This is a genomic window from Nocardioides campestrisoli (assembly GCF_013624435.2).
Lineage (GTDB): Bacteria > Actinomycetota > Actinomycetes > Propionibacteriales > Nocardioidaceae > Nocardioides > Nocardioides campestrisoli.
Genome location: NZ_CP061768.1, coordinates 114,379 through 134,074, shown reverse-complemented (window position 1 = coordinate 134,074; position 19,696 = coordinate 114,379). Strand labels below are relative to the sequence as shown.

Genomic DNA, 19,696 nt, shown 5'->3' with positions numbered 1-19,696 from the left:
TCCATTGAGCGGTTCTCCGGCCGCTCGTCCGGACCCCGCGCACCCGATGGAAGGCACCATGCCCACGGCATCCTCCGCACCGCCCAGCACACCGCCCGCAGCCACCGACCCGGTCTCCGACGACACGCTCGTCGCCGCCTCCCGGGTGCGCGAGCTGCTCGACGACCCCACCCTGGAGGTCGCGGTCCTCGACCTGCGAACCCCGCAGCACCGGTCGGAGGGGCACCTCGCCGCCAGCACCGGCCTCCCCTTCCACGACCTGGAGCAGCGGATCACCCTGCTGGTCCCGCGCCGCGAGACCCCGGTGGTGCTGGTCGCGGACGACGCCGCGCTGGCCGAGACCGCGCGGACCGTCGTGCACGGGCTCGGCTACCGCGCGGTCTCCGTCCTGGACGGTGGCACCGCGGGCTGGACCGCCGCGGGCGGCCGGCTGCACACCGGCACCAACGTGCGCTCCAAGACCCTCGGGGAGTGGATCGAGGAGCGGTTCGGCACGCCCACCGTCGACCCGGAGACCGTCGCGGGGTGGCGCGCGGCCGGCGAGGAGGTGGTGGTCCTGGACAGCCGCCCGCACGGGGAGTACCTGCACCACCACATCCCGGGCGGCCTCGACACCGGCGGCGGGCCCGAGCTCGCCTACCGGGGCCTGCAGGCGGTGGCCCGGCCCGGGACCCGGATCGTGGTCAACTGCGCCGGCCGCACCCGGGGCATCGTCGGCGCCCAGTCGCTGATCAACACCGGGATCCCGTACGAGGTCTACTCGCTGCGCAACGGCACCCCCGCCTGGGGCTGGGCCGGACTGCCGCTCGAGCACGGCCCGGGCTCCCCCCTGCCCGCTCCCGCGGAGACCACGCCCGAGCTGCGAGCCTGGGCCCGGCGCACGCTGGAGGAGGCGGGGGCGACCCTGCTCGACGCGCCCGGGCTGGCGGAGCTCCGCACCCGGCCCTCGACCATCTACGTCGTCGACATCCGCAGCCCGCAGGAGGTGGCGGCCGGCACGGTCGCCGGGGCGCGCGCCGTCCAGGGCGGGCAGCTGGTGCAAGCCACCGACGAGCACGTCGCCGTGCACCGCGCGGCACTGGTGCTGGTCGACACCGCGGACCTGGTCCGGGCCGCCGGCACCGTGCAGTGGCTGCGCTTCCTGCACGACGGACCGCTGCACGTCGTGGTGCACGAGGCCGGGCTGGCCGGTGAGCCCGCTCGCTCCGAGGTGCCGCTGCCCGACGTCCCCCGGGTCACCCCAGCCGAGCTGGGCGCCGAGCTGGGCGCCGACCCGGAGGCAGGCCCGCTGGTGGTCGACCTGCGCAGCTCCGCGGCGTACCGCGCCGCGCACCTGCCGGGGTCGGTGCACGCCCGGCGCGAGCAGCTCGCCGACCTCGTCACCCCGGCCACGGCAACGGTGCGCCGGGTGGTGCTGGTCGGCGACGGCTCCCCCGCCCCGGCGGACGCGGCCCGCGACCTGCAGGCCACCACCCTCGACGTCTACCGCCCGCACTTCGCTGCCGGCGACCTGCTGGTTGCGGGCGTCGACGTCCGGGTCCTCGACGGCGACCCGCACGACGTGCCGCTCGCGCTCACCGACGAGGACCCCGTGCACGCCGGCGAGATCGCCGACCAGACCGGTCCGCCGCCGTTCGGCCCCGAGCGCGACGCCTGGTACCGGGCGTACTTCGACTGGGAGTACTCGCTGGTCCCGGGCGCCCAGGGCGACCCGGACCTCGACTTCGAAAGGACGCTGCGATGACCACCACGCTGCAAGGCCTCCAGGGGCTGCACGAGCATCCGGTCGGGCTGCGAACAGGTCCCGTCCGCACGGTGACCAGGAACTACACCGAACGCGGACGGGCCGGTCGCACGGGCCGGACCTCGACCTCCGGCGGGCGCCGCCTTCCCCAGCTGGCCCTGCGCGGACTCGTGCCGCTGCTCCTGCTGGTCGTGTGGCAGCTCAGCGACACGCTGGAGTGGGTGGACGCCCGGACGCTGCCGAGCCCGCTGGCCATCCTCGAGGCGTACCGCGAGCTGTGGGCCGCCGGCGACCTCCAGGCCGCCCTGCCCATCTCACTCCAGCGCGCCGGGATCGGCCTGGCCGTCGGCGGCGGCACCGGGTTGCTGCTCGGCGTGCTCGCCGGCCTCTTCGTGACTGCCGAGAGGGCCTACGACGCGCCGCTGCAGATGCTGCGCACGATCCCGTTCATCGCGCTCGTCCCGCTCTTCGTCGTCTGGTTCGGGATCGGCGAGACCTCCAAGATCGCGCTGATCATCGGAGCCTCGATCTTCCCGGTCTACCTCAACACCTACCACGCGATCCGGGGCATCGACCCCAAGCTGCTCGAGGTGGGTCGGACCTTCGGGATGGGCCGGGCCCAGACGATCCGCCGGGTGGTGATCCCGATGGCGATGCCCGGGATCCTCGTCGGCTGGCGCTACGCCGCCGGCGTGGCCCTGCTCGGCCTGGTGGCCGCGGAGCAGATCAACTCCCAGGCCGGTCTCGGCTACATCCTCAACACCGCCAACCAGTTCCAGCGCACCGACATCATCCTCGCCGGGATCCTCGTCTACGCCGTCCTCGGACTGGTGGTCGACCTGGTGATGCGTGCCCTGGAGCTCGCCCTGCTCCCCTGGAGGCCCCAGCATGACTCTGAGTGACGACCGGGTCGACCCGACCCGCAGCCATCCCACGCCCGGCCCCGGCCTCGCCGGCGGTACGGCGGTCCGCGAGGAGGTCGTCCGGCTCACCGGGCTCTCCAAGAGCTACGGCGAGCAGGTGATCCTCGAGGAGATCGACCTCGCGGTCGCCAAGGGCGAGTTCGTCGCCCTGCTCGGTCCCTCCGGCACCGGCAAGACCACGCTGCTGCGCATCCTGGGCCGGCTCGAGGACGCCACCTCCGGCCAGGCCACCATCGCCGAGACCACCTCGGTGGTCTTCCAGGAGCCGCGGCTCGTGCTCGCCCAGCGGGTGTGGCGCAACGTCGTACTCGCCGAGGGCCGCAGCCGCGACCACCGCGCCCGGGCGCAGGCCGCGCTCGAGGAGGTCGGCCTGGGGGCCAAGGCCGACGTCTGGCCCAAGACGCTCTCGGGCGGCGAGGCGCAACGCGTCGGCCTGGCCCGTGCCCTCTACCGGGAGCCGGACCTGCTGCTGCTCGACGAGCCCTTCGGCGCCCTGGACGCCTTCACCCGGCGCAAGGCCCAGGACCTGGTCCTGCGGCTGTGGCAGGAGCACCAGCCCGGCGTCCTGCTGGTCACCCACGACGTCGAGGAGTCCCTGTTGCTGGCCGACCGGGTGATCGTCCTCGGCGGCGGCCACATCCAGGCCGACATCGCCGTCGACGTCCCGCGACCCCGCGACACCACCTCCCCGGAGTTCAACGAGATCAAGCGCAGGGTGCTGGCCGAGCTCGGACAGGTCTCCCCGCACGTCAGCCCCGACCACCCCGCCCACCGCGACTACGGAAAGACACCATGAACAAGAAGATCCTCGCCTCCCTGACCGCTCTCCTGGTCGGCGTCGGCCTCAACGCGTGCGGCGGCGACGCCGACGCAGGCAGCGACACCACCGTCCTGCGGATCGCCTACCAGGACATCGCGTTCCCGGCCCTGATCGAGGAGAGCGGGGTCCTCGAGGGCGCCGACTTCGACGTCGAGTGGTCCAACCTGACCGGCCCGGCGGCCAACCTCCAGGCGGTCTACTCCGACGCGGTCGACCTCGGGCACGTGGGTGACACCTCGCTGACCATCGAGCAGGGCAACGCCAAGGAGGAGTGGACCGAGGAGACCGTCCCGCTCCAGATTGTCGCCGGCTGGCGCAACTTCGAGAACCCGAAGTACCCGCCGCTGATCACCGCCGTCCGCAGCGACTCCGGCGTCGACGAGATCACCGACGGCAAGGGCAAGAAGTGGGGCTTCAACTTCGGTGGCTACAACCACGCCCAGTTCCTCGTCGGCCTGGTCCAGGCCGGGCTGACCGAGGACGACATCGAGGCCTCGCAGTTCGCCGACGGGGCCACCTCAGCCGCCGCCTTCAACTCCGGGCAGGTCGACATCTACTCCGGGCAGCACGCCGCGGTTCTGGAGTCGCTGAGCGCCGGCGAGGGCAAGATCATCCTCACCGACGCCGACACCGGGATCCCCGCGCTCAACGTGTGGACCGCCCGCACCTCCACCCTCGAGGACGAGGAGAAGGTCGCCGCGCTCGAGGAGTTCTTCGAGCGGATGTCGGGCTACTGGGAGTGGCACGACGAGAACCGCGACCAGGTCGAGGCCGTGCTCAAGACCGCGCTGAAGATCGACGAGGAGCGGGTCGACCTGGAGTACGAGCTGCGCCGCGGCGCCTTCCGGGTCTTCGACGACGAGCTGATCGCCCAGGAGCAGCAGGTCGCCCAGACCCTCTACGACGGCAAGGCGATCCCGAACCTGCCCGAGGTGGAGATCGAGTACAACCCGCTCTTCCACGAGCAGCAGCAGGCGATCTCCACCGACGAGTTCAAGGCGCGCAAGTGACGGCGCCGTGGGGTGTGGAGCAGAGCTCCGAGCTCGACGAGCAGAGCTCCGAGTTCCTCGCGCGCCTCGACGAGGTGCTCGAGGAGGTCCGCACCGGGGCGGACCGGCGCGACCGGCAGCGCGAGTACGCACACAAGGAGGTCGACCTGCTCAAGGAGATCGGCTTCTGGCGGGTCAACGTGCCTGTCGCGCATGGCGGGCTCGGGCTCGACGTCGAAGTCCTGGTTCAGGCGATCATGCGCCTCGCCGGGGCCGACGGCAGCCTGGGGCAGATCCCGCAGAATCACTTCCTGACCCTGGAGCGGATCCGGCTCAGCGCGACCCCGGAGCAGCGCGAGCACTGGCTGGGGCGGCTGGGCCGCGGGGCGGCGTTCTCCAACGGCACCGCGGAGCCCGGCGAGCTTCCCCCGGGCCAGAGCGCCACCACGCTGGTGCGTGACGGGGACGGCTGGCTGGTGCGGGGCCGGAAGGTCTACTGCACCGGCTCGCTGCTGGCCGACGTGATCGCGGTGCAGCTGCGCCGCGAGGACGGCAGCCAGTGCACCGTGATGGTCGAGCTGGACGCCGCGGGCGTCGTGGTCCACGACGACTGGCAGAGCCTCGGGCAGCGGACCACCGCGTCGGGCTCCGTGGAGTTCCACGACGTCCGGGTCGAGGACCTCGCCGTGGTCGAGCACACCGCCGACCCCGTCGCGGTCTACCGGATCTCGTCCCTGGGCCAGCTCCTGCACGCGGCGATCGACGCGGGCATCGCCCTGCGTGCCGTCGCCGAGGCCCAGGACCTGGCCGGGCGGGTGCACGGCGCCCGCGGCGCGGGTCCCGGAGTGGCGTACGCCGACGACGTGCTCGGCGTCGCGCTGCTCGGTGAGCTGCACGTGGCCGCGCTGACCGCCCAGCGGCTCGTCGAGGCGGCCGCCCGGCGGCTCGCCGGGCTCTCCGCCGGCTCCCCGGTCGCCGAGGTGGCCGACGTCTTCTACGAGGTGGCGGCCGCCAAGCTGGTCTCCACCCGGGCGTCGCTCCAGGTGACCGCGGGGGTCTTCGAGGTCGGGGGCTCCAGCTCCACCCACCCCCGGCACGACTACGACCGCTACTGGCGCGACGTGCGCACCCACACCCTGCACGACGCGGCGCGCTGGAAGCCGCACGCCATCGGGCGCTGGCTCCTGGCCCAGGACGTGGCCGACCCGTGGAGCATCGGCTACCCGATGCGCAGCCTGGAGGAGCTCCGCGCCGCGGCCGGGGAGGCCAGCGTCGCCGGACGTACAGGTGGCACCGATGTCGACTGACTTCCCGCACGCCACCCGCCTCGGCGTCGGCGAGAACTTCGCCGACCTCGCCGCCGGCGAGCTCCAGCGCGAGCGGGAGGGGTTCCCGCCCACCGCGCAGGTCCGCGCGCTCGCCGCGACCGGGTACGCCGCGCTCCGGCTGCCCCCGCGGCTCGGCGGCCGAGGGATCTCGATCCGCGAGCTCGTCGAGCTCACCGTCGAGCTCGGCTCCGCGGACTCCCACGCCGCGCACGCGCTGCGCAACGCCTTCCTCTTCGCCGAGTCCGCCATGCTCGACGAGGAGCTGCACGCCCGCTGGCTGCCGGGGCTGGCCGCCGGGCAGCTGGTCGGCCTCGGCTTCGGGGAGGCTGAGATGCCCCGCGCCGGGGCCGCGGAGTTCCTCACCTCGGTGCGTCCCGAGGGATCCGGGTTCGTCCTCGACGGGGTGAAGCTCTACTCCACCGGGAACGCCTACTGCGACCTGGTGCTGGTCCAGGCACGCGAGCCGGACGGCGAGGTCGCCCACGTGGTGGTCCCGGTTGACCGCGAGGGCGTGGAGATCCTGGACGACTGGGACGGCATCGGCCAGCGCTTCACCGCCTCCGGCACCACCCGCTTCCACCAGGTGCGGGTGGAGGCCGAGGAGGTGCTGACCAGCGCCCAGCTGGCGGCCCGGCCCTCGCGCCGCAGCACCGAGCGGGCCAGCCCGCTGGCCCAGGTCTACCTCACCGCGGTGGTCGCCGGGATCGTGGCCGGCGCCGCCCGCGAGGCGGTCGGCCTGGTGGTCGGACGAGGGCGCAACTACTACCACGGGACCGCCGAGAAGCCCCGCGACGACGCCATGGTCCAGGCAGTCGTCGGCAAGCTCAGCGCCGACGCCTTCGCCACCCGCGCCACCGTGCTGGCCGCCGCGGAGTCCCTGGACGCCGCCCTCGAGGTCGGGACCACCGCGGCCCTGGAGGCGGCCTCCTTCGACGCGGCCCGGGCCAAGGTGGTGGTCGACGAGATCGCCACCCGGGCCACCGCCGCCCTGCTCGACGCCGGCAGCGCCTCCGCGATCCGCAGCGGCCTGGCGCTCGACCGGTTCTGGCGCAACGCCCGGACGCTCGTGGCGCACAACCCGACGTCGTACAAGCAGCGGGTCATCGGCGACCACCTGCTCAACTCCACCCCACCTCCGAACGGATCGTTCTTCTGATGGACAGCGCACCGTTGCACCTGCTCGCCAACATGCAGCCCTCGGGCGTGCACCAGGCCGCCTGGCGGACCCCCGGCGCCAACCGGCGCTCCTTCGTCGACCTCGACTACTACCTGGAGCTGGCCCGGCTCGCCGAGCGCGGCGGCCTGGACGCGCTCTTCTTCGCCGACTTCGCGGCCCTGCAGCCGGAGTCCGGACGCCAGCCGCGCTGGACCATGGACCCCACCCTGCTGCTCTCCGCGATCGCCGCGACGACCGAGCACATCGGCCTGGTGGCCAGCATCAGCACCACGCTCGCCGAGCCGTACCACGTGGCCCGGGTCGTGGCCACGCTCGACCACCTCAGCCGCGGCCGCGCCGGGTGGAACGTGGTGACCAGCTTCGACCCGCGCTCGGCGCACAACTTCGGCCTGGACCAGCTGCCGGAGAAGGAGGCCCGCTACCGCCGCGCGGGGGAGTTCGTCGAGGTGGTGGACGCGCTCTGGTCCAGCTGGGAGGAGGGCGCGCTGGCCCTGGACGCCGAGGCCGGGACCTACCTGGACCTCGACCGGGTCAAGGCCGTCGACCACGTCGGGGAGTTCTTCCGCGTCGCCGGCCCGCTCCAGGTGCCGACCCCGCCGCAGGGACGCCCGGTCGTCTTCCAGGCCGGCGCCTCCGGCCCCGGCCGCGACCTGGCCGCGCGCACCGCGGACGGCGTCTTCGCCGCCCAGCTGGCCCCGGAGTCGGCGCGCCGCTACCGCGACGACCTGCGGGCCCGCGCCAGCGAGCTGGGCCGCGCGCCCGAGGAGATCCGCTTCTTCCCGGGCGTGGTGGTGGTCGCGGGCGAGACCCGCGCCGAGGCGCTGGCCAAGCGCGCCGCCCTGGACGACCTGGTCGGGTCGGCCGACGCACGGCTGATCAACCTGGCGCACTTCCTCGACCTCGACCCGCGCAGCCTGCGCCTGGACGCCTCGCTGCCGCCCGAGGCCTGGGAGTCCAGCAGCCACGGGGCCGAGGGCTTCCGGCACTCGGTGCTCTCCTTCTTCGAGGACGCCGGGCGCACCGTCGGCGACTTCCTCCGCGAGGGGTCGCTGGGCCACCGCACCCTGCTGGGCGACCCGCGCAGCATCGCCGACGACTTCGAGGAGTGGCACGTCACCGGGGCGGCCGACGGCTTCGTGCTGATGTTCGACGCCCAGCCCGCCGGGCTGCGCGACTTCGTCGACCTGGTGGTGCCCGAGCTGCGCCGCCGCGGGCTGGTCCGCACCGGGTACGCCGAGGAGACGTTGGCGCAGCGCCTGCGGCTGCCCCGGGCCGGCGCCTCCGCCGCCCGGGAGACGGTCGGAGCGGGGGTCGCCCGATGATCCGCTTCAACGCGTTCGCGATGAACGCCGTGGGCCACCAGTCGCCGGGCATGTGGCGGCACCCCGACGACCAGACGTCGCGCTACTCCGAGCTGGAGTTCTGGACCGACCTGGCGAAGCTGCTGGAGCGCGGGCTCTTCGACGGCATCTTCCTGGCCGACGTGCTGGGCGTCTACGACACCTACGGGGGCTCGGCCGACGCCCCGCTGAGGGCCGGGGCGCAGGTGCCGATCAACGACCCGCTGCTGCTGGTCCCGGCGATGGCGGCGGTCACCGAGCACCTCGGCTTCGGGGTCACCGTCAACACCTCGTCGGAGCACCCGTACGTGTTCGCCCGGCGGATGTCGACCCTGGACCACCTCACCCGCGGCCGCGTCGGCTGGAACCTGGTCACCGGCTACCTGCCCTCGGCCTCGCGCAACCTGGGCGCCGAGCTCCGCGAGCACGACGAGCGCTACGACCACGCCGAGGAGTACCTCGCGGTCACCCGCAAGCTGTGGGAGCAGTCCTGGGAGGACGACGCCGCGGTGCGCGACGTGGCCCGCGGCGTCTTCACCGACCCGAGCAAGGTGCACCCGATCGAGCACCGGGGGCGCTGGTTCGACGTCCCCGGCATCCACCTGGCCGAGCCGTCGCCGCAGCGCACGCCGGTGATCTACCAGGCGGGGGCGTCTGCGCGCGGCACCGTCTTCGCCGGCCGGCACGCCGAGGTGGTCTACGCCGGCGGCGGGACGGTCAGCCAGGTCGCCGAGACCGTACGCCGCTTCCGCGCCGCCCTGGTCGAGGCCGGCCGGCAGCCGGAGGACGCGCTGGTCTACACGAAGGTCACGGTCGTGACCGCGCCGTCGGCCGCCGAGGCCCGCGACAAGCACCGGGCGATGCTCGAGCACGCGGACGTCGAGGGTGCGCTGGCGCTGGTCTCGGGGTGGATCGGGACGGACCTGTCCCGCTACGATCTCGACGACCCGGTCGAGGTGCTCGAGGGCAACGCCATGCAGACCTACGCCCGGTCCTTCACCGGAACCCGCGAGGACGGGCGGCCCTGGACCGTGCGCGACCTGGCCAAGCACGCGGCGATCGGCGGCCTGGGTGGGGTGCTGGTCGGCTCCGCGGAGGAGGTGGCCGACTACTGCGTGGACGTGACCGAGGCGACCGGGGTCGACGGGTTCAACCTCTCCACCGGGGTGACGCCGGGGACGTTCGCCGACGTGATCGACCTGGTGGTGCCGATCCTCCAGGAGCGCGGGGTCTACCGGACGTCGTACGAGCCGGGAACTCTGCGGCACAAGCTGCTGGGCCGGGGCGACCGGAGTCGGGTGCCGGTCGCCCCGTCCCAGCCCGTGTCGGTGTAGCCCGGGCTCGTTCTGGCGGATTCTGAGCCTGCCGAGACGGAGGAGTACGCTCCCGGCCGGGCGTCCGCCCTGCCGTGAACGGAGTACTCGTGAGCACCACCTTGTCCCCCACGGCCGAGGTCACCGTCCGGTCCGCCTTGGCCTCCCCGCGGCTGCTGCGTACCGAGGCGCTCGGCGGGCTGGTGGTGGCGCTGGCGCTGATCCCCGAGGCGATCTCGTTCTCGATCATCGCCGGCGTCGACCCGCGGGTGGGGCTCTTCGCCTCGGTCACGATGGCGATCTCGATCGCCTTCCTCGGCGGACGGCCGGCGATGATCTCGGCGGCCACCGGGGCGGTCGCCCTGGTGATCGCGCCGGTGATGCGCGACCACGGCCTGGACTACCTGATCGCCACCGTCCTGCTCGGCGGCCTGCTCCAGATCGGGTTCGCGGTGGCCGGGGTGGCGAGGCTGATGCGGTTCATCCCCCGCCAGGTGATGGTGGGCTTCGTCAACGCCCTGGCGATCCTCATCCTCGTCGCGCAGCTGCCGCACCTGGTCGACGTGCCGTGGCCGGTCTACCCGATGGTCGCGGTCGGCATCGCCGTGATCGTGGGTCTCCCCCGGCTCACCACGGCGGTCCCGGCGCCGCTGGTCGCCATCGCGCTCCTCACCGCGTTCACCGTGCTGGCGGGGGTCCGCGTCCCGGACGTGGGCGACGAGGGCGAGCTGCCCGACAGCCTGCCGTCGCTCTTCGTCCCCGACGTCCCGCTCACGCTGGAGACCCTGGAGATCATCGCGCCGTACGCCCTGGCGATGGCGCTGGTGGGCCTGCTGGAGTCGCTGCTCACCGCCAAGCTCGTCGACGACGTGACCGACACCGGGTCGAACAAGACCCGGGAGGCCTGGGGCCAGGGCGGCGCCAACCTGATCACCGGCCTCTTCGGCGGGATGGGGGGCTGCGCGATGATCGGCCAGACGATGATCAACGTGAAGGCGTCCGGCGCCCGGACCCGGATCTCGACCTTCCTCGCCGGCTTCTTCCTGCTCGTCCTGGTCGTCGGCCTCGGCGACGTCGTGGCGATGATCCCGATGGCGGCCCTGGTCGCGGTGATGATCATGGTCGCGGTGGGATCGTTCGACTGGCACAGCGTCCGCCCCGCCACCCTGCGCCGGATGCCGCTCTCGGAGACCCTGGTGATGGTCTCCACGGTCGTGGTCACGGTGTGGAGCCACAACCTCGCGATCGGCGTCGGGGTCGGGGTGCTGGTGGCGATGACCCTCTTCGCCCGGCGAGTGGCGCACCTGACCGAGACCCACCGCACCGTGGTCGAGGACGAGCACGGGCCGGTCGCGGTCTACCGGGTCACCGGCGAGCTCTTCTTCGCCTCCAGCAACGACCTCTACACCCAGTTCGACTACGCCGAGGACCCCGAGCGGGTGGTCGTCGACCTCTCCGCCGCGCACGTCTGGGACGCCTCCACCGTGGCCGCGCTGGACGCCATCACCACGAAGTACGAGCGGCGGGGCAAGCAGGTGCAGATCACCGGGCTGGCCGGGGCCAGCGCCGCCCGGCACGGTCGGCTCACAGGCCGACTGTAGGCCTGGCGGACGGGTAGAGCCGCGCGGCGGTCTCCTCGGTCGGCATCACGACCCACAGCACCGGGTAGATGAGGAACTGGCTGCCGGGCAGGACCATCAGCAGCAGCACGAAGAGCAGCCGGGCGACCCAGGGAGTGAGCCCGAGTCGACGGCCGACGCCGGCACAGACCCCGCCCAGGATCCCCTGGTCGCTCGACCGGATCAGGCCCCAGCGGGCAAAGGCGGTGCGGATCTCGTCCATGTCGGTTCCTCCGTCGGTTCGGTTGGTGCTTCCAGCCTGCCGTGGTGGCGACTGCCCGACCATCGGGATGATCCCTGGTCCGACCCCGGTCCGGGGGATGGCGCCCCCGACCTCCGACGACGCCGCACGTCACCCACCTGGTGTACCGACGCGCGTGAGGCGGGTCAGCCGAACGTGACCTGCGGCCAGGTCTGCCGCAAGGCGTCGAGCTGGGCGCCGGAGAGGTACGACGGGTTGCTGCCGGCGGGCATCCGGATCACCTCCGCCCGGGAGAGCTCGGGATGCTCGAGCAGCTCGTCGCGCAGGACCGGCTCGGGCAGTGCCTCGAGGGCCAGGGGCATGACGAGCTGCCCCTCGTCGTCGGTCGTGGCCGGCCCCGTCGTCCGGCCCTGGGCGTAGAGGCCGGCGGGATGACGCCGGTCGCCGCCGCTGACCCAGAGCAGCACCGGCTGCCCGGGGGCGATCAGGTCGGTGCGGTAGCTGCGGCGTACGCACCGGGTGGCGACTCGGGCAAGCCCGCCGGCCAGCAGGTCGGCGACGGACGTTCCCCGCGGGTCGGTCTTGAGCAGCCAGGCGCCCAGCGACTCCTCGGTGAGCACGAGCGGCGGACGGGCGGGCACCGTCCGAGGGTAGGCGACGTCACCTACCCACTCTCTGGCTTCCCGTCCGGCCGTGCGGCTCGTCCTGGAGGGGGCACGGCCGCGCTCCAGCTAGCCTGACGCCGTGGCCGCACCGACGCTCCCCGGGCTCGCCCCGCGCTCGGTGAGCCTGGGGGTCTCCACCGTCTTCTCGCTCGCCTCCACCGCTCCGGCGTACTCGCTGGCGGTCACGGTCGGCCTGCTCGCCGCGATGGTCGGCGACCGCGCGCCGCTGCTGCTGGCGGTCTCGGCGATCCCGGTGGTGCTGGTCGTCCTCGCCTTCGGCGAGCTCAACGCCGCCGAGCCCGACTGCGGCACCTGCTACGCCTGGACCTCCAAGCCGTTCGGCCGGCACGTCGGCTTCCTCGCCGGGTGGGTGGTGATCGCGGCGTGCGTGCTGGTGATGGCCAACCTGATGCAGGCCGCGGCGATCTACGCCTACACCGTGCTGGGGCTCGACGGCCTGGCCGACTCCCGGCCGGCGCAGGCGGCGGCCGGGATCGCGGCGCTGCTGCTGATGGCCGCGCTCGCCGCCAAGGGCATCACCCTCGCCGCCCGCACCCAGGTGGTGCTGTTCACCGTCGAGGCGCTGCTGCTGGTCGCCTTCGCGGTCCGGGCCGCGCTCGTCGAGCCGTTGCCCCGAGTGGTCGAGGGCGCGGCCGGCGGGCCGTCCCTGACCACCGAGGCGGTGGTCGCCGCGTTCCTGGTCGCGGTCTTCCTCTACTGGGGCTGGGACTCCTCGTTCGCGGTCAACGAGGAGTCCGACGACCCCACCGGCACCCCGGTCCGCGCGGCGCTCGCCGCGATGGCGGTGCTCGTCGTCCTGTACGCCGGGTTCGCCTGGGCGATCACCTCGTACGCCGGGGTCGACCGGCTGGTCGCGGTCGGTGAGGACGACGTGCTGGCCGTCTTCGCCACCAGCCTGATGGGCTCCGGGGGCGGCACGGTGCTCGCGGGGGCGGTGCTGGTCTCGGCGCTGGCCAGCGCCCAGACCACGATCCTCCCGTCGGCGCGGGCGATGTTCTCGATGGCCCGGCGCGGCGACCTGCCGGCGGTGCTCGCCCGGGTCAGCGCCACCGGCTCCCCCGCGACCGCGACCTGGGTCTTCACCGCCCTCGCGGCGGGCGTGTACGCCGTCCTGGTCGGCACCAGCGACGCCGTGCTGGCCGACTCGGTCGCCGCCACCGCCGTGCTCGTCTCCGGCTACTACGCGCTGACCTGCGCGGCCGTCCCCGGCTACTTCGGCCGCGCCGGGATCGCCGTCCGGCCGGTGCGACGGGTGGTGTTGCCCGTGGTCGCGGCGGGTACCTTCGGAGCAGCCCTCGTCCTGAGCGTGCGCGACAGCTCCGCCACCTCGCTGGCCGCCGTCGCCGTCGTCCTGGGCGCCGGCCTGGCCTCCCTGGCCGTCGTACGCCGCACCACCCGCGCCACCCGCGCCACCCGAAAGCAGGACCGATGACCTCCACGCCCCGCCGGCGCATGCGCTCGGCCTCCGTCGCGCTCGGTGTCACCGCGCTCGCCGCGTCCGGGCTGACCGGGTGCGCCACCACCTCCGCCGACTACGCCGCGGTCTGCGTCGACCCCGACACCCAGGAGCGGGTCGAGGACGACAACTGCGACACCAGCCGCGACTACAGCGGGGTCGGCACCGGCTTCTTCTGGTACTACCTGGGCGCCAGCTCGCGGGTGCCACCCGTCGGCGGGCTCGCCACCGGAGGCACCTGGCGCGGCTCCGGCCTCAACGGCACCGTCCAGCGCGGTGGCCTGCCCACCACCGGGGGCTCCAGCGTGAAGTCCACGACCACCAAGGGCGGGTTCGGCACCTCGTCCCGCGGCTTCTCGTCCTGACCCTCGCCGCCCCTGCGCCTGTGCCCGTCCAGATCCCCGACCAGGAGAACCCGTGACCGACCTGCTCAACGCCCTCTTCCACGCCGTCGTCTACGCGGTGGTCTCCGGGGCGATCCTGATCGTCGCCTACTACGTGCTCGACCGGGTCACCCCCGGCCACCTGGGCAGCCACCTGCACGGCAGCGACGAGGACGGCAAGGCGTCGGTGCACCTGCAGTCCCGCTCCGCCGCGCTGGTCGCGTCGGCCTGGATGATCTCCAACGCGCTGGTCCTCTTCACCGCGATCTGGAGCAACGGCGCCACCAGCTTCGGCTGGCCGCTGGTGTGGACGGTCTCCTTCGGCCTGCTCGGCGTCGCCCTCAACGCCGCCATGCTCTTCGCGATCGACGCCGTCACCCCGGGCAACCTGCGCCAGATCGTCACCGAGCCCGGCCCGGTCCGCCCGCTGGCCTACCTGGCCGGCGCGACCACCCTGTCCGTGGCCGCCATCGTCTGCGCCAGCATCGCCTGATGTGGCGCCACTCGATCAAGCCGCGTCCTGACTGGGAGCGGATCGTCACCGAGCAGGGGCTTGTCTTCCCGGTCACCGAGCTGCCCGACGGCACCAAGCGGCCGTACTGGAACGAGTCCGCCTGGTACGAGGTGACCGGCGACGAGGTCGACATGCTCGAGGCCGCCACCGAGGAGCTGTGGGCGATGTGCGTCGACGCCGCCGGCCACATGGCCGCGACGATGAGCGACCAGCGCCTCGGCCTGCCGCCGGGCTCGCTCGACGTCGTACGCCGCTCGATCGCCCGCCAGGACCCCTCGCTCTACTCGCGCTTCGACCTCGTCTACGGCGCCGACGGCACCGTGAAGATGCTGGAGATCAACGGCGACACCCCCACCGGCCTGGTGGAGACCGGCGTCGCGCAGTGGCGCTGGCTCGAGGACCGGATGCCCGAGCTCGACCAGTGGAACAGCGTGCACGAGCGGCTCGTCGCCGGGTGGGAGCGGCTGCGCACCTCGGGCGCCACCGACGGCAACGAGCTGCACTTCTTCTACGACCTCGGCGAGGGCGACGCCTACGACGACGGCGAGATGGAGATGACCGCCCACTACCTGATGGACACCGCCGTCCAGGCCGGGTTCGCCACCCTGGCCCACCCGATGGCGGAGGTCGGATGGAATCCCGACGCGCGCGAGTTCCGCGACGTCAACGACTACCGGGTGCGCAACGCGTTCAAGCTCTACGCCTGGGAGCAGATGCTCGCCGAGCCGTTCGGCCGGCACGTCGTCGAGCAGCGGGAGACCCGGCCGGTGCGCTGGTTCGAGCCGGCGTGGAAGGCCCTGCTCTCCACCAAGGCGCTGCTGCCGGTGCTGTGGGAGCGCAACCCCGGCCACCGGCTGCTGCTGCCGGCGTACTTCGACGAGCCCGGCGACCTGGTCGACTGGGTCGCCAAGCCGCTGCACGGCCGCGAGGGGGAGAACATCCGCATCCACCTCGACGACGCCCTGGAGGACGTGGTGATGCCCGGGTCGTACGGCGTCGAGGGGTGGGTCTACCAGGCCTACAACGAGCTGCCGGTCTTCGACGGCAACCACGTGGTGATCGGCTCGTGGGTGATCGACAACGAGGCCGCCGGGATGCTGGTGCGCGAGTCCGACGGCCCGGTCACCGACTACTTCAGCCGGGTCTGCCCGCACGTCATCTCCGACGCCCTGTCCCCCGACGACGCCCAGCGGCAGGCGTGGCTGGCCGAGCGGGTGGGCCCCGACGCCCCCCGCGTCGCGTCGGGTGGTTGAGGCCGAGCACCGCTAGGCTCCTCGCCTCGCTGCCGACCAGTCCACGGGGGACCCATGCGCCGCACGCCCGCCTTCACGACCGCCCTCCTGCTGGGCGTCGCCCTGCTGGCGCCGACCGCGAGCTCCGCGGCCGGTCCAGCGTCGGACGCCGCTGCCGGCTCAGCGGCGGGCAAGACCTGTCGCGGCCTCCCGGTCACGATCCACGCGGTCGACCGCAACGTCCAGGGCACGGAGGGGCCCGACGTGGTGCTGCTCGAGTACACGCGCGTCCGGTGGGGGAACGTCGAGACCTTCGGCGGTGACGACGTGCTCTGCATCCGGGCCGACGCTCCCCGCGACGACGTGAGCATCACGAAGAGCCTCCAGATCGACATGGGACCTGGGGACGACGTCGTGGACAGCACGCAGGCCCCGGGGCGGGACCTGCTCGTCACGCTGGGTGCCGGCTCCGACCGCTTCGAGGGCGGGTCCGCCCGCAACGCGGTCAGCGCCGGCGACTGGGACGGCGGAGAGTCGGGACACATCGACGCCGAGTCGGACGTGCTGATCGGAGGTGCCGGCGAGGACCTCTTCCACAGCGGCGCCGCCGGACAGCCGAACGGCGACCGGGTCGACCTCGGCGCCGGCCAGGACCGCCTCGAGTTCGAGGGGTTCCGGACGGCGGGCGGCTCGGTGAGCGGCGGCCGGGGCAGGGACACGCTGCTCCTGGAGGCGACGGGCGTGCAGGCGACCCTCGACAACCGCACCGGGAGGTTCACCGAGGACGGTCGGACCACGGCGGCCTACGACGGCTTCGACGACTTCGTCGTCCACCCGGCGACCGGGTCCCGCGACCTGACCTTCCTCGGCACCGCCGCCGACGAGCACCTCTACACGTACGACGTCCGCGTCACCGCCCGCCTCGGCGGGGGCGACGACAGCGTCGAGATCTACGAGATGACGCCCGGGACCGTCCTGGACGGCGGGCCTGGTCGTGACCTGATCACCACCACCGGGGTCTCCTACGGCAAGGTCGACCTCGACCTGCGGTCCGGGAGGTTCCGCGGCGAGACGGCGGAGGAGACGACGTACCGGGCCCGCGCGGCCCGCTTCGAGGACGCCTCCGTCACCTCGTACCGCGTCCGGCTCACCGGGACCGACCGGCCGAACCTCCTGACCGTCTCTGCCTGCCACGGCTCGGCGCGGGGCCTCGGGGGCAACGACAAGCTGGTCGTCAAGGACTTCGGACGGTTGGGGCCCAGCCACGAGTGCAAGGGTTCCGCCCTGTTCGGGGGACCCGGGAACGACGTGCTGCAGGGCGGCCTGCGCGCCGACCGGCTCATCGGTGGCCCCGGGCACGACCGCGTCCTGGGGCGCAGGGGGAAGGACACGTGCTCGGCCGAGGTGCGCAAGCGCTGCTGACCGCGCCCGGTGGCCCTCCTCAACCGGCGGTACCAGCGGCGACCTCGGCCTCGCTGCGCAGGATGCAGAACTCGTTGCCCTCCGGGTCGGCCAGGATCACCCAGCCGGATCCGGGACCGTAGATCCCGCGGTGGTCGGCCACCTGGGTGGCGCCCATCCCCAGCGCCCAGGCGATCTCCTCGTCCCGGGTGCGCTCCTGCGGCCGCAGGTCGAGGTGCAGCCGGTTCTTGCCCGCCTTCGCCTCCGGGACCTCGAGGAAGAGCAGCCGGTGACCGCCGTCGGGGCGCTGGATCATGCACTCCTCGTGGCCCGGCTCGTTGGGGTCGTCCGGGATGTCGACGTAGCCGAGCAGCCCCTTCCACCACTCCGAGAGGGCGTAGGCGTCGGTGCAGTCCACGGTCGTGTGCGAGACGAAGCAGGTCATGCCCGGCAGTCTGGACGACGGTGCCGGGGCGGGCAACGAAGATCGACCGGGGCGATGCACAGGGTCCTTCGACCCTTCCTCGGTCCCGGGTTCGCCGGGACGATGCTCCGATGGACACGATGGTCGACCTCGAGCCCGCCGGACGCGCCCTGCTGACCACGGTGGAGGGCGTCCTGGAGTCCCGTCTCTGCGGGCACAGTCCGTGCGACGGCGTCTCCGCGGGCGAGCTGGTCCAGCATCTCTGCGGCCTCACCCTGGCCTTCCGTGCGGCCGCCGACAAGGAGCTGGGCCCGCTCACCGACGCCGCCCCGACGGTGCCCGGGCCGCTCGTCGAACCCGGTTGGCGGGACACGCTCGAGGCGCAGGTGCCGGCACTGGTGGAGGCCTGGCGCTCCCCGTCGGCCTGGGAGGGCACGACGCGCGCCGGTGGCACCGATCTCCCCGCACAGGTGGCGGGACGGGTCGCGCTCAGCGAGCTGGTGCTGCACGGCTGGGACCTGGCCCGCGCCACCGAGCAGGAGTACGTCGTCGACGACGCGACGCTCGGCGCCGTCCTCGAGCACGTCGGCCAGTTCGACCCCAAGGGCACTCCGGGGCTCTTCGGTCCGGCGGTCCCGGTCGCCGCCGAGGCGACCCTGCTGGACCAGGTGGTCGCCCGGTCCGGCCGGGCGCCGTGGTGGGTCCCTCCGCACTGATCTGCCTTTTTTCGAACGGGTGTCCACACCCTGGGACGAGGGGCGATTCCAGGGCAGGACTGTCGGTGGGGGCCGGTTGACTCGACCTATGACCACCGCAGTGCCGCCGACCGCGACCCGGGGCCCGAGCCAGTCGCCGGACTCCTGCCTGGTCGCTGCCCTGGTCGCCGCCGCTCAGGATGCGGTCCGCGCGGCCGGCGGAGTAGCACCCGGCACGCTCGGTCCGGCCGACCTCGCCGAGGTGCTGCAGCGCACCGCCGAGCTCGAGTCCGCTGCCACCGCCCTGCGGCTGGCCCTCTGCACCGAGGCTGACGTCCGCCGGATCGCCGAGGACCCCGACGTGGGCGGCGCCGCGACCGGCACGGACGCCTGGCTCGCCCGGCTCCTCGGCACGACCCGGGAGTCCCAGGCATCCGGGCTGCGCCTGGGGCGCCTCCTGTCGACGACCTACCACGCCACCCGGGAGGCGTTCGCCGCCGGCAGGCTGCGACCCGACCAGGTGCGCGTCATCGTCCACGCCGCCGAGCTTGCTCCCGAACGCGCGACCCCCGAGCAGGTCCGCGCCGCCGAGGAGCTCCTGGTCGCCAAGGCCACCGGCGAGGCCACCCGCACCGGCAGGCCGATGAACGCCAAGCGGCTACGCCAGGCCGCTCGCCGCATGTTCGACCCCCTCGACCGTGGCCTGGCCGACGAGCACGAGCACGCCCTGCTCACCCGCGAGAAGCACGGCGCGGACCGGGAGACATTCCTGTCCCTGCACGACAACGGCGACGGCACCTGGAGCGGGAAGTTCCGCATCCCCGAGCTCCACGGCAACCTGCTCGCCACCGTCCTGGGCCACCTCACCTCACCGCGCCGGCTCTCGATCAAGCGGGCCGCCGACGGCACCACGACCACGACGGTCGACCCCACCGCACCCGAGTCCCAGTCCTACCTGGAGACCCAGGGGCAAGGCCTGTGCGAGCTCATCGAGCACCTCCCCACCACCGGGCTCGCCCCCTCCCAGGCCACCGTCCTGGTCACCCTCGACCTCCAGAGCCTCCTCGACGGCCTCGGCGCCGCCAAGCTCGACACCGGCATCCACATCACCGCCGGCGACGCGCGCCGCATGGCCTGCGAAGCGGGCCTCGTCCCTGCCGTCCTCGGCGGGAAGTCCGAGCCCCTCGACCTGGGCCGGGAACGGCGCCTCCACAGCGTCACCCAACGGCGCGGCCTGTCCCTGACCCACGACACCTGCGCCGCGGCCGGCTGCGAACGCCCCTTCGCCTGGTGCGAGATCCATCACCACCGGCTCTCCTGGGGGAGCCTCGGACCCACCGACCTCGACAACGGCCTGCCCCTCTGCGGCCACCACCGCAAGGCCCACGACCCCGGCTGGGACCTGCGCCACCACCCCTCCGGCGAGTGGCGCTTCCACCGGAGACGGTAG

19 protein-coding genes are annotated in these 19,696 nt (G+C 73.4%); 16 read left to right on the top strand and 3 right to left on the bottom strand.

What is annotated here, in order from left to right:
- The first annotated feature begins 58 nt into the window (after positions 1-58).
- From H8838_RS00650 to H8838_RS00610, 9 genes are all read left to right on the top strand, one after another.
- Positions 59-1,744 (top strand): rhodanese-like domain-containing protein, encoded by a 1,686-nt coding sequence (locus H8838_RS00650; protein ID WP_185995480.1) that lies wholly within the window; start codon positions 59-61, stop codon positions 1,742-1,744.
- Positions 1,741-2,646, top strand: coding sequence for an ABC transporter permease (locus H8838_RS00645; RefSeq protein WP_185995481.1), 906 nt, complete (start codon positions 1,741-1,743; stop codon positions 2,644-2,646). The genes H8838_RS00650 and H8838_RS00645 overlap by 4 nt, the downstream gene beginning before the upstream one ends.
- Complete coding sequence (locus H8838_RS00640) at positions 2,633-3,463, top strand: ABC transporter ATP-binding protein (RefSeq protein ID WP_185995482.1); 831 nt, start codon at positions 2,633-2,635, stop codon at positions 3,461-3,463. Before H8838_RS00645 ends, H8838_RS00640 begins: the two co-directional genes overlap by 14 nt.
- Positions 3,460-4,497 (top strand): ABC transporter substrate-binding protein, encoded by a 1,038-nt coding sequence (locus tag H8838_RS00635; RefSeq protein ID WP_185995483.1) that lies wholly within the window; start codon positions 3,460-3,462, stop codon positions 4,495-4,497. Before H8838_RS00640 ends, H8838_RS00635 begins: the two co-directional genes overlap by 4 nt.
- On the top strand, positions 4,494-5,783 hold the full coding sequence (locus H8838_RS00630; RefSeq protein ID WP_224766299.1) for an acyl-CoA dehydrogenase family protein: 1,290 nt from the start codon (positions 4,494-4,496) through the stop codon (positions 5,781-5,783). Before H8838_RS00635 ends, H8838_RS00630 begins: the two co-directional genes overlap by 4 nt.
- Positions 5,773-6,960: an acyl-CoA dehydrogenase family protein gene (locus H8838_RS00625; protein ID WP_185995484.1), complete on the top strand. Its 1,188-nt coding sequence runs from the start codon at positions 5,773-5,775 to the stop codon at positions 6,958-6,960. The genes H8838_RS00630 and H8838_RS00625 overlap by 11 nt, the downstream gene beginning before the upstream one ends.
- Positions 6,960-8,303 (top strand): NtaA/DmoA family FMN-dependent monooxygenase, encoded by a 1,344-nt coding sequence (locus H8838_RS00620; protein WP_185995485.1) that lies wholly within the window; start codon positions 6,960-6,962, stop codon positions 8,301-8,303. The genes H8838_RS00625 and H8838_RS00620 overlap by 1 nt, the downstream gene beginning before the upstream one ends.
- Complete coding sequence (locus H8838_RS00615) at positions 8,300-9,655, top strand: LLM class flavin-dependent oxidoreductase (protein ID WP_185995486.1); 1,356 nt, start codon at positions 8,300-8,302, stop codon at positions 9,653-9,655. The genes H8838_RS00620 and H8838_RS00615 overlap by 4 nt, the downstream gene beginning before the upstream one ends.
- 89 nt (positions 9,656-9,744) lie before the next feature.
- Positions 9,745-11,235 carry a SulP family inorganic anion transporter gene (locus H8838_RS00610; protein WP_185995487.1) on the top strand — a complete coding sequence of 497 codons (1,491 nt, stop codon included), beginning with the start codon at positions 9,745-9,747 and terminating at the stop codon, positions 11,233-11,235.
- On the opposite strand, the gene H8838_RS00605 is transcribed toward H8838_RS00610, so the two are convergent.
- Both H8838_RS00605 and H8838_RS00600 read right to left on the bottom strand, forming a co-directional pair.
- Positions 11,219-11,476, bottom strand: a complete 258-nt coding sequence (locus H8838_RS00605; RefSeq protein WP_185995488.1) for a PspC domain-containing protein — start codon at positions 11,474-11,476, stop codon at positions 11,219-11,221. The genes H8838_RS00610 and H8838_RS00605 overlap by 17 nt on opposite strands.
- A 164-nt stretch (positions 11,477-11,640) precedes the next feature.
- Positions 11,641-12,096: a hypothetical protein gene (locus tag H8838_RS00600; protein WP_224766298.1), complete on the bottom strand. Its 456-nt coding sequence runs from the start codon at positions 12,094-12,096 to the stop codon at positions 11,641-11,643.
- 103 nt (positions 12,097-12,199) lie between these two features.
- On the opposite strand from H8838_RS00600, the gene H8838_RS00595 reads away from it, so the two are divergent.
- Genes H8838_RS00595 through H8838_RS00575 form a run of 5 tightly spaced genes read left to right on the top strand, consistent with a single transcriptional unit; the run spans position 12,200 to position 17,148 of the window.
- On the top strand, positions 12,200-13,573 hold the full coding sequence (locus tag H8838_RS00595) for an APC family permease (RefSeq protein WP_185995489.1): 1,374 nt from the start codon (positions 12,200-12,202) through the stop codon (positions 13,571-13,573).
- Positions 13,570-13,962 carry a hypothetical protein gene (locus H8838_RS00590; RefSeq protein ID WP_224766297.1) on the top strand — a complete coding sequence of 131 codons (393 nt, stop codon included), beginning with the start codon at positions 13,570-13,572 and terminating at the stop codon, positions 13,960-13,962. Before H8838_RS00595 ends, H8838_RS00590 begins: the two co-directional genes overlap by 4 nt.
- Positions 13,963-14,014: 52 nt before the next feature.
- Positions 14,015-14,473, top strand: a complete 459-nt coding sequence (locus H8838_RS00585) for a DUF350 domain-containing protein (RefSeq protein ID WP_185995490.1) — start codon at positions 14,015-14,017, stop codon at positions 14,471-14,473.
- Positions 14,473-15,747, top strand: a complete 1,275-nt coding sequence (locus H8838_RS00580) for a glutathionylspermidine synthase family protein (protein ID WP_181310007.1) — start codon at positions 14,473-14,475, stop codon at positions 15,745-15,747. The genes H8838_RS00585 and H8838_RS00580 overlap by 1 nt, the downstream gene beginning before the upstream one ends.
- A 54-nt stretch (positions 15,748-15,801) precedes the next feature.
- Positions 15,802-17,148: a hypothetical protein gene (locus H8838_RS00575; protein WP_185995491.1), complete on the top strand. Its 1,347-nt coding sequence runs from the start codon at positions 15,802-15,804 to the stop codon at positions 17,146-17,148.
- Between the two features lie 19 nt (positions 17,149-17,167).
- Here H8838_RS00575 and H8838_RS00570 read toward each other — a convergent pair whose 3' ends face one another.
- Positions 17,168-17,572, bottom strand: a complete 405-nt coding sequence (locus H8838_RS00570) for a VOC family protein (RefSeq protein ID WP_185995492.1) — start codon at positions 17,570-17,572, stop codon at positions 17,168-17,170.
- Between the two features lie 110 nt (positions 17,573-17,682).
- Here H8838_RS00570 and H8838_RS00565 point away from each other — a divergent pair, with 110 nt between their 5' ends.
- Both H8838_RS00565 and H8838_RS00560 read left to right on the top strand, forming a co-directional pair.
- Positions 17,683-18,267 (top strand): TIGR03086 family metal-binding protein, encoded by a 585-nt coding sequence (locus tag H8838_RS00565; RefSeq protein WP_185995493.1) that lies wholly within the window; start codon positions 17,683-17,685, stop codon positions 18,265-18,267.
- An 88-nt stretch (positions 18,268-18,355) separates the two neighbouring features.
- Positions 18,356-19,696 carry an HNH endonuclease signature motif containing protein gene (locus H8838_RS00560; protein WP_185995494.1) on the top strand — a complete coding sequence of 447 codons (1,341 nt, stop codon included), beginning with the start codon at positions 18,356-18,358 and terminating at the stop codon, positions 19,694-19,696.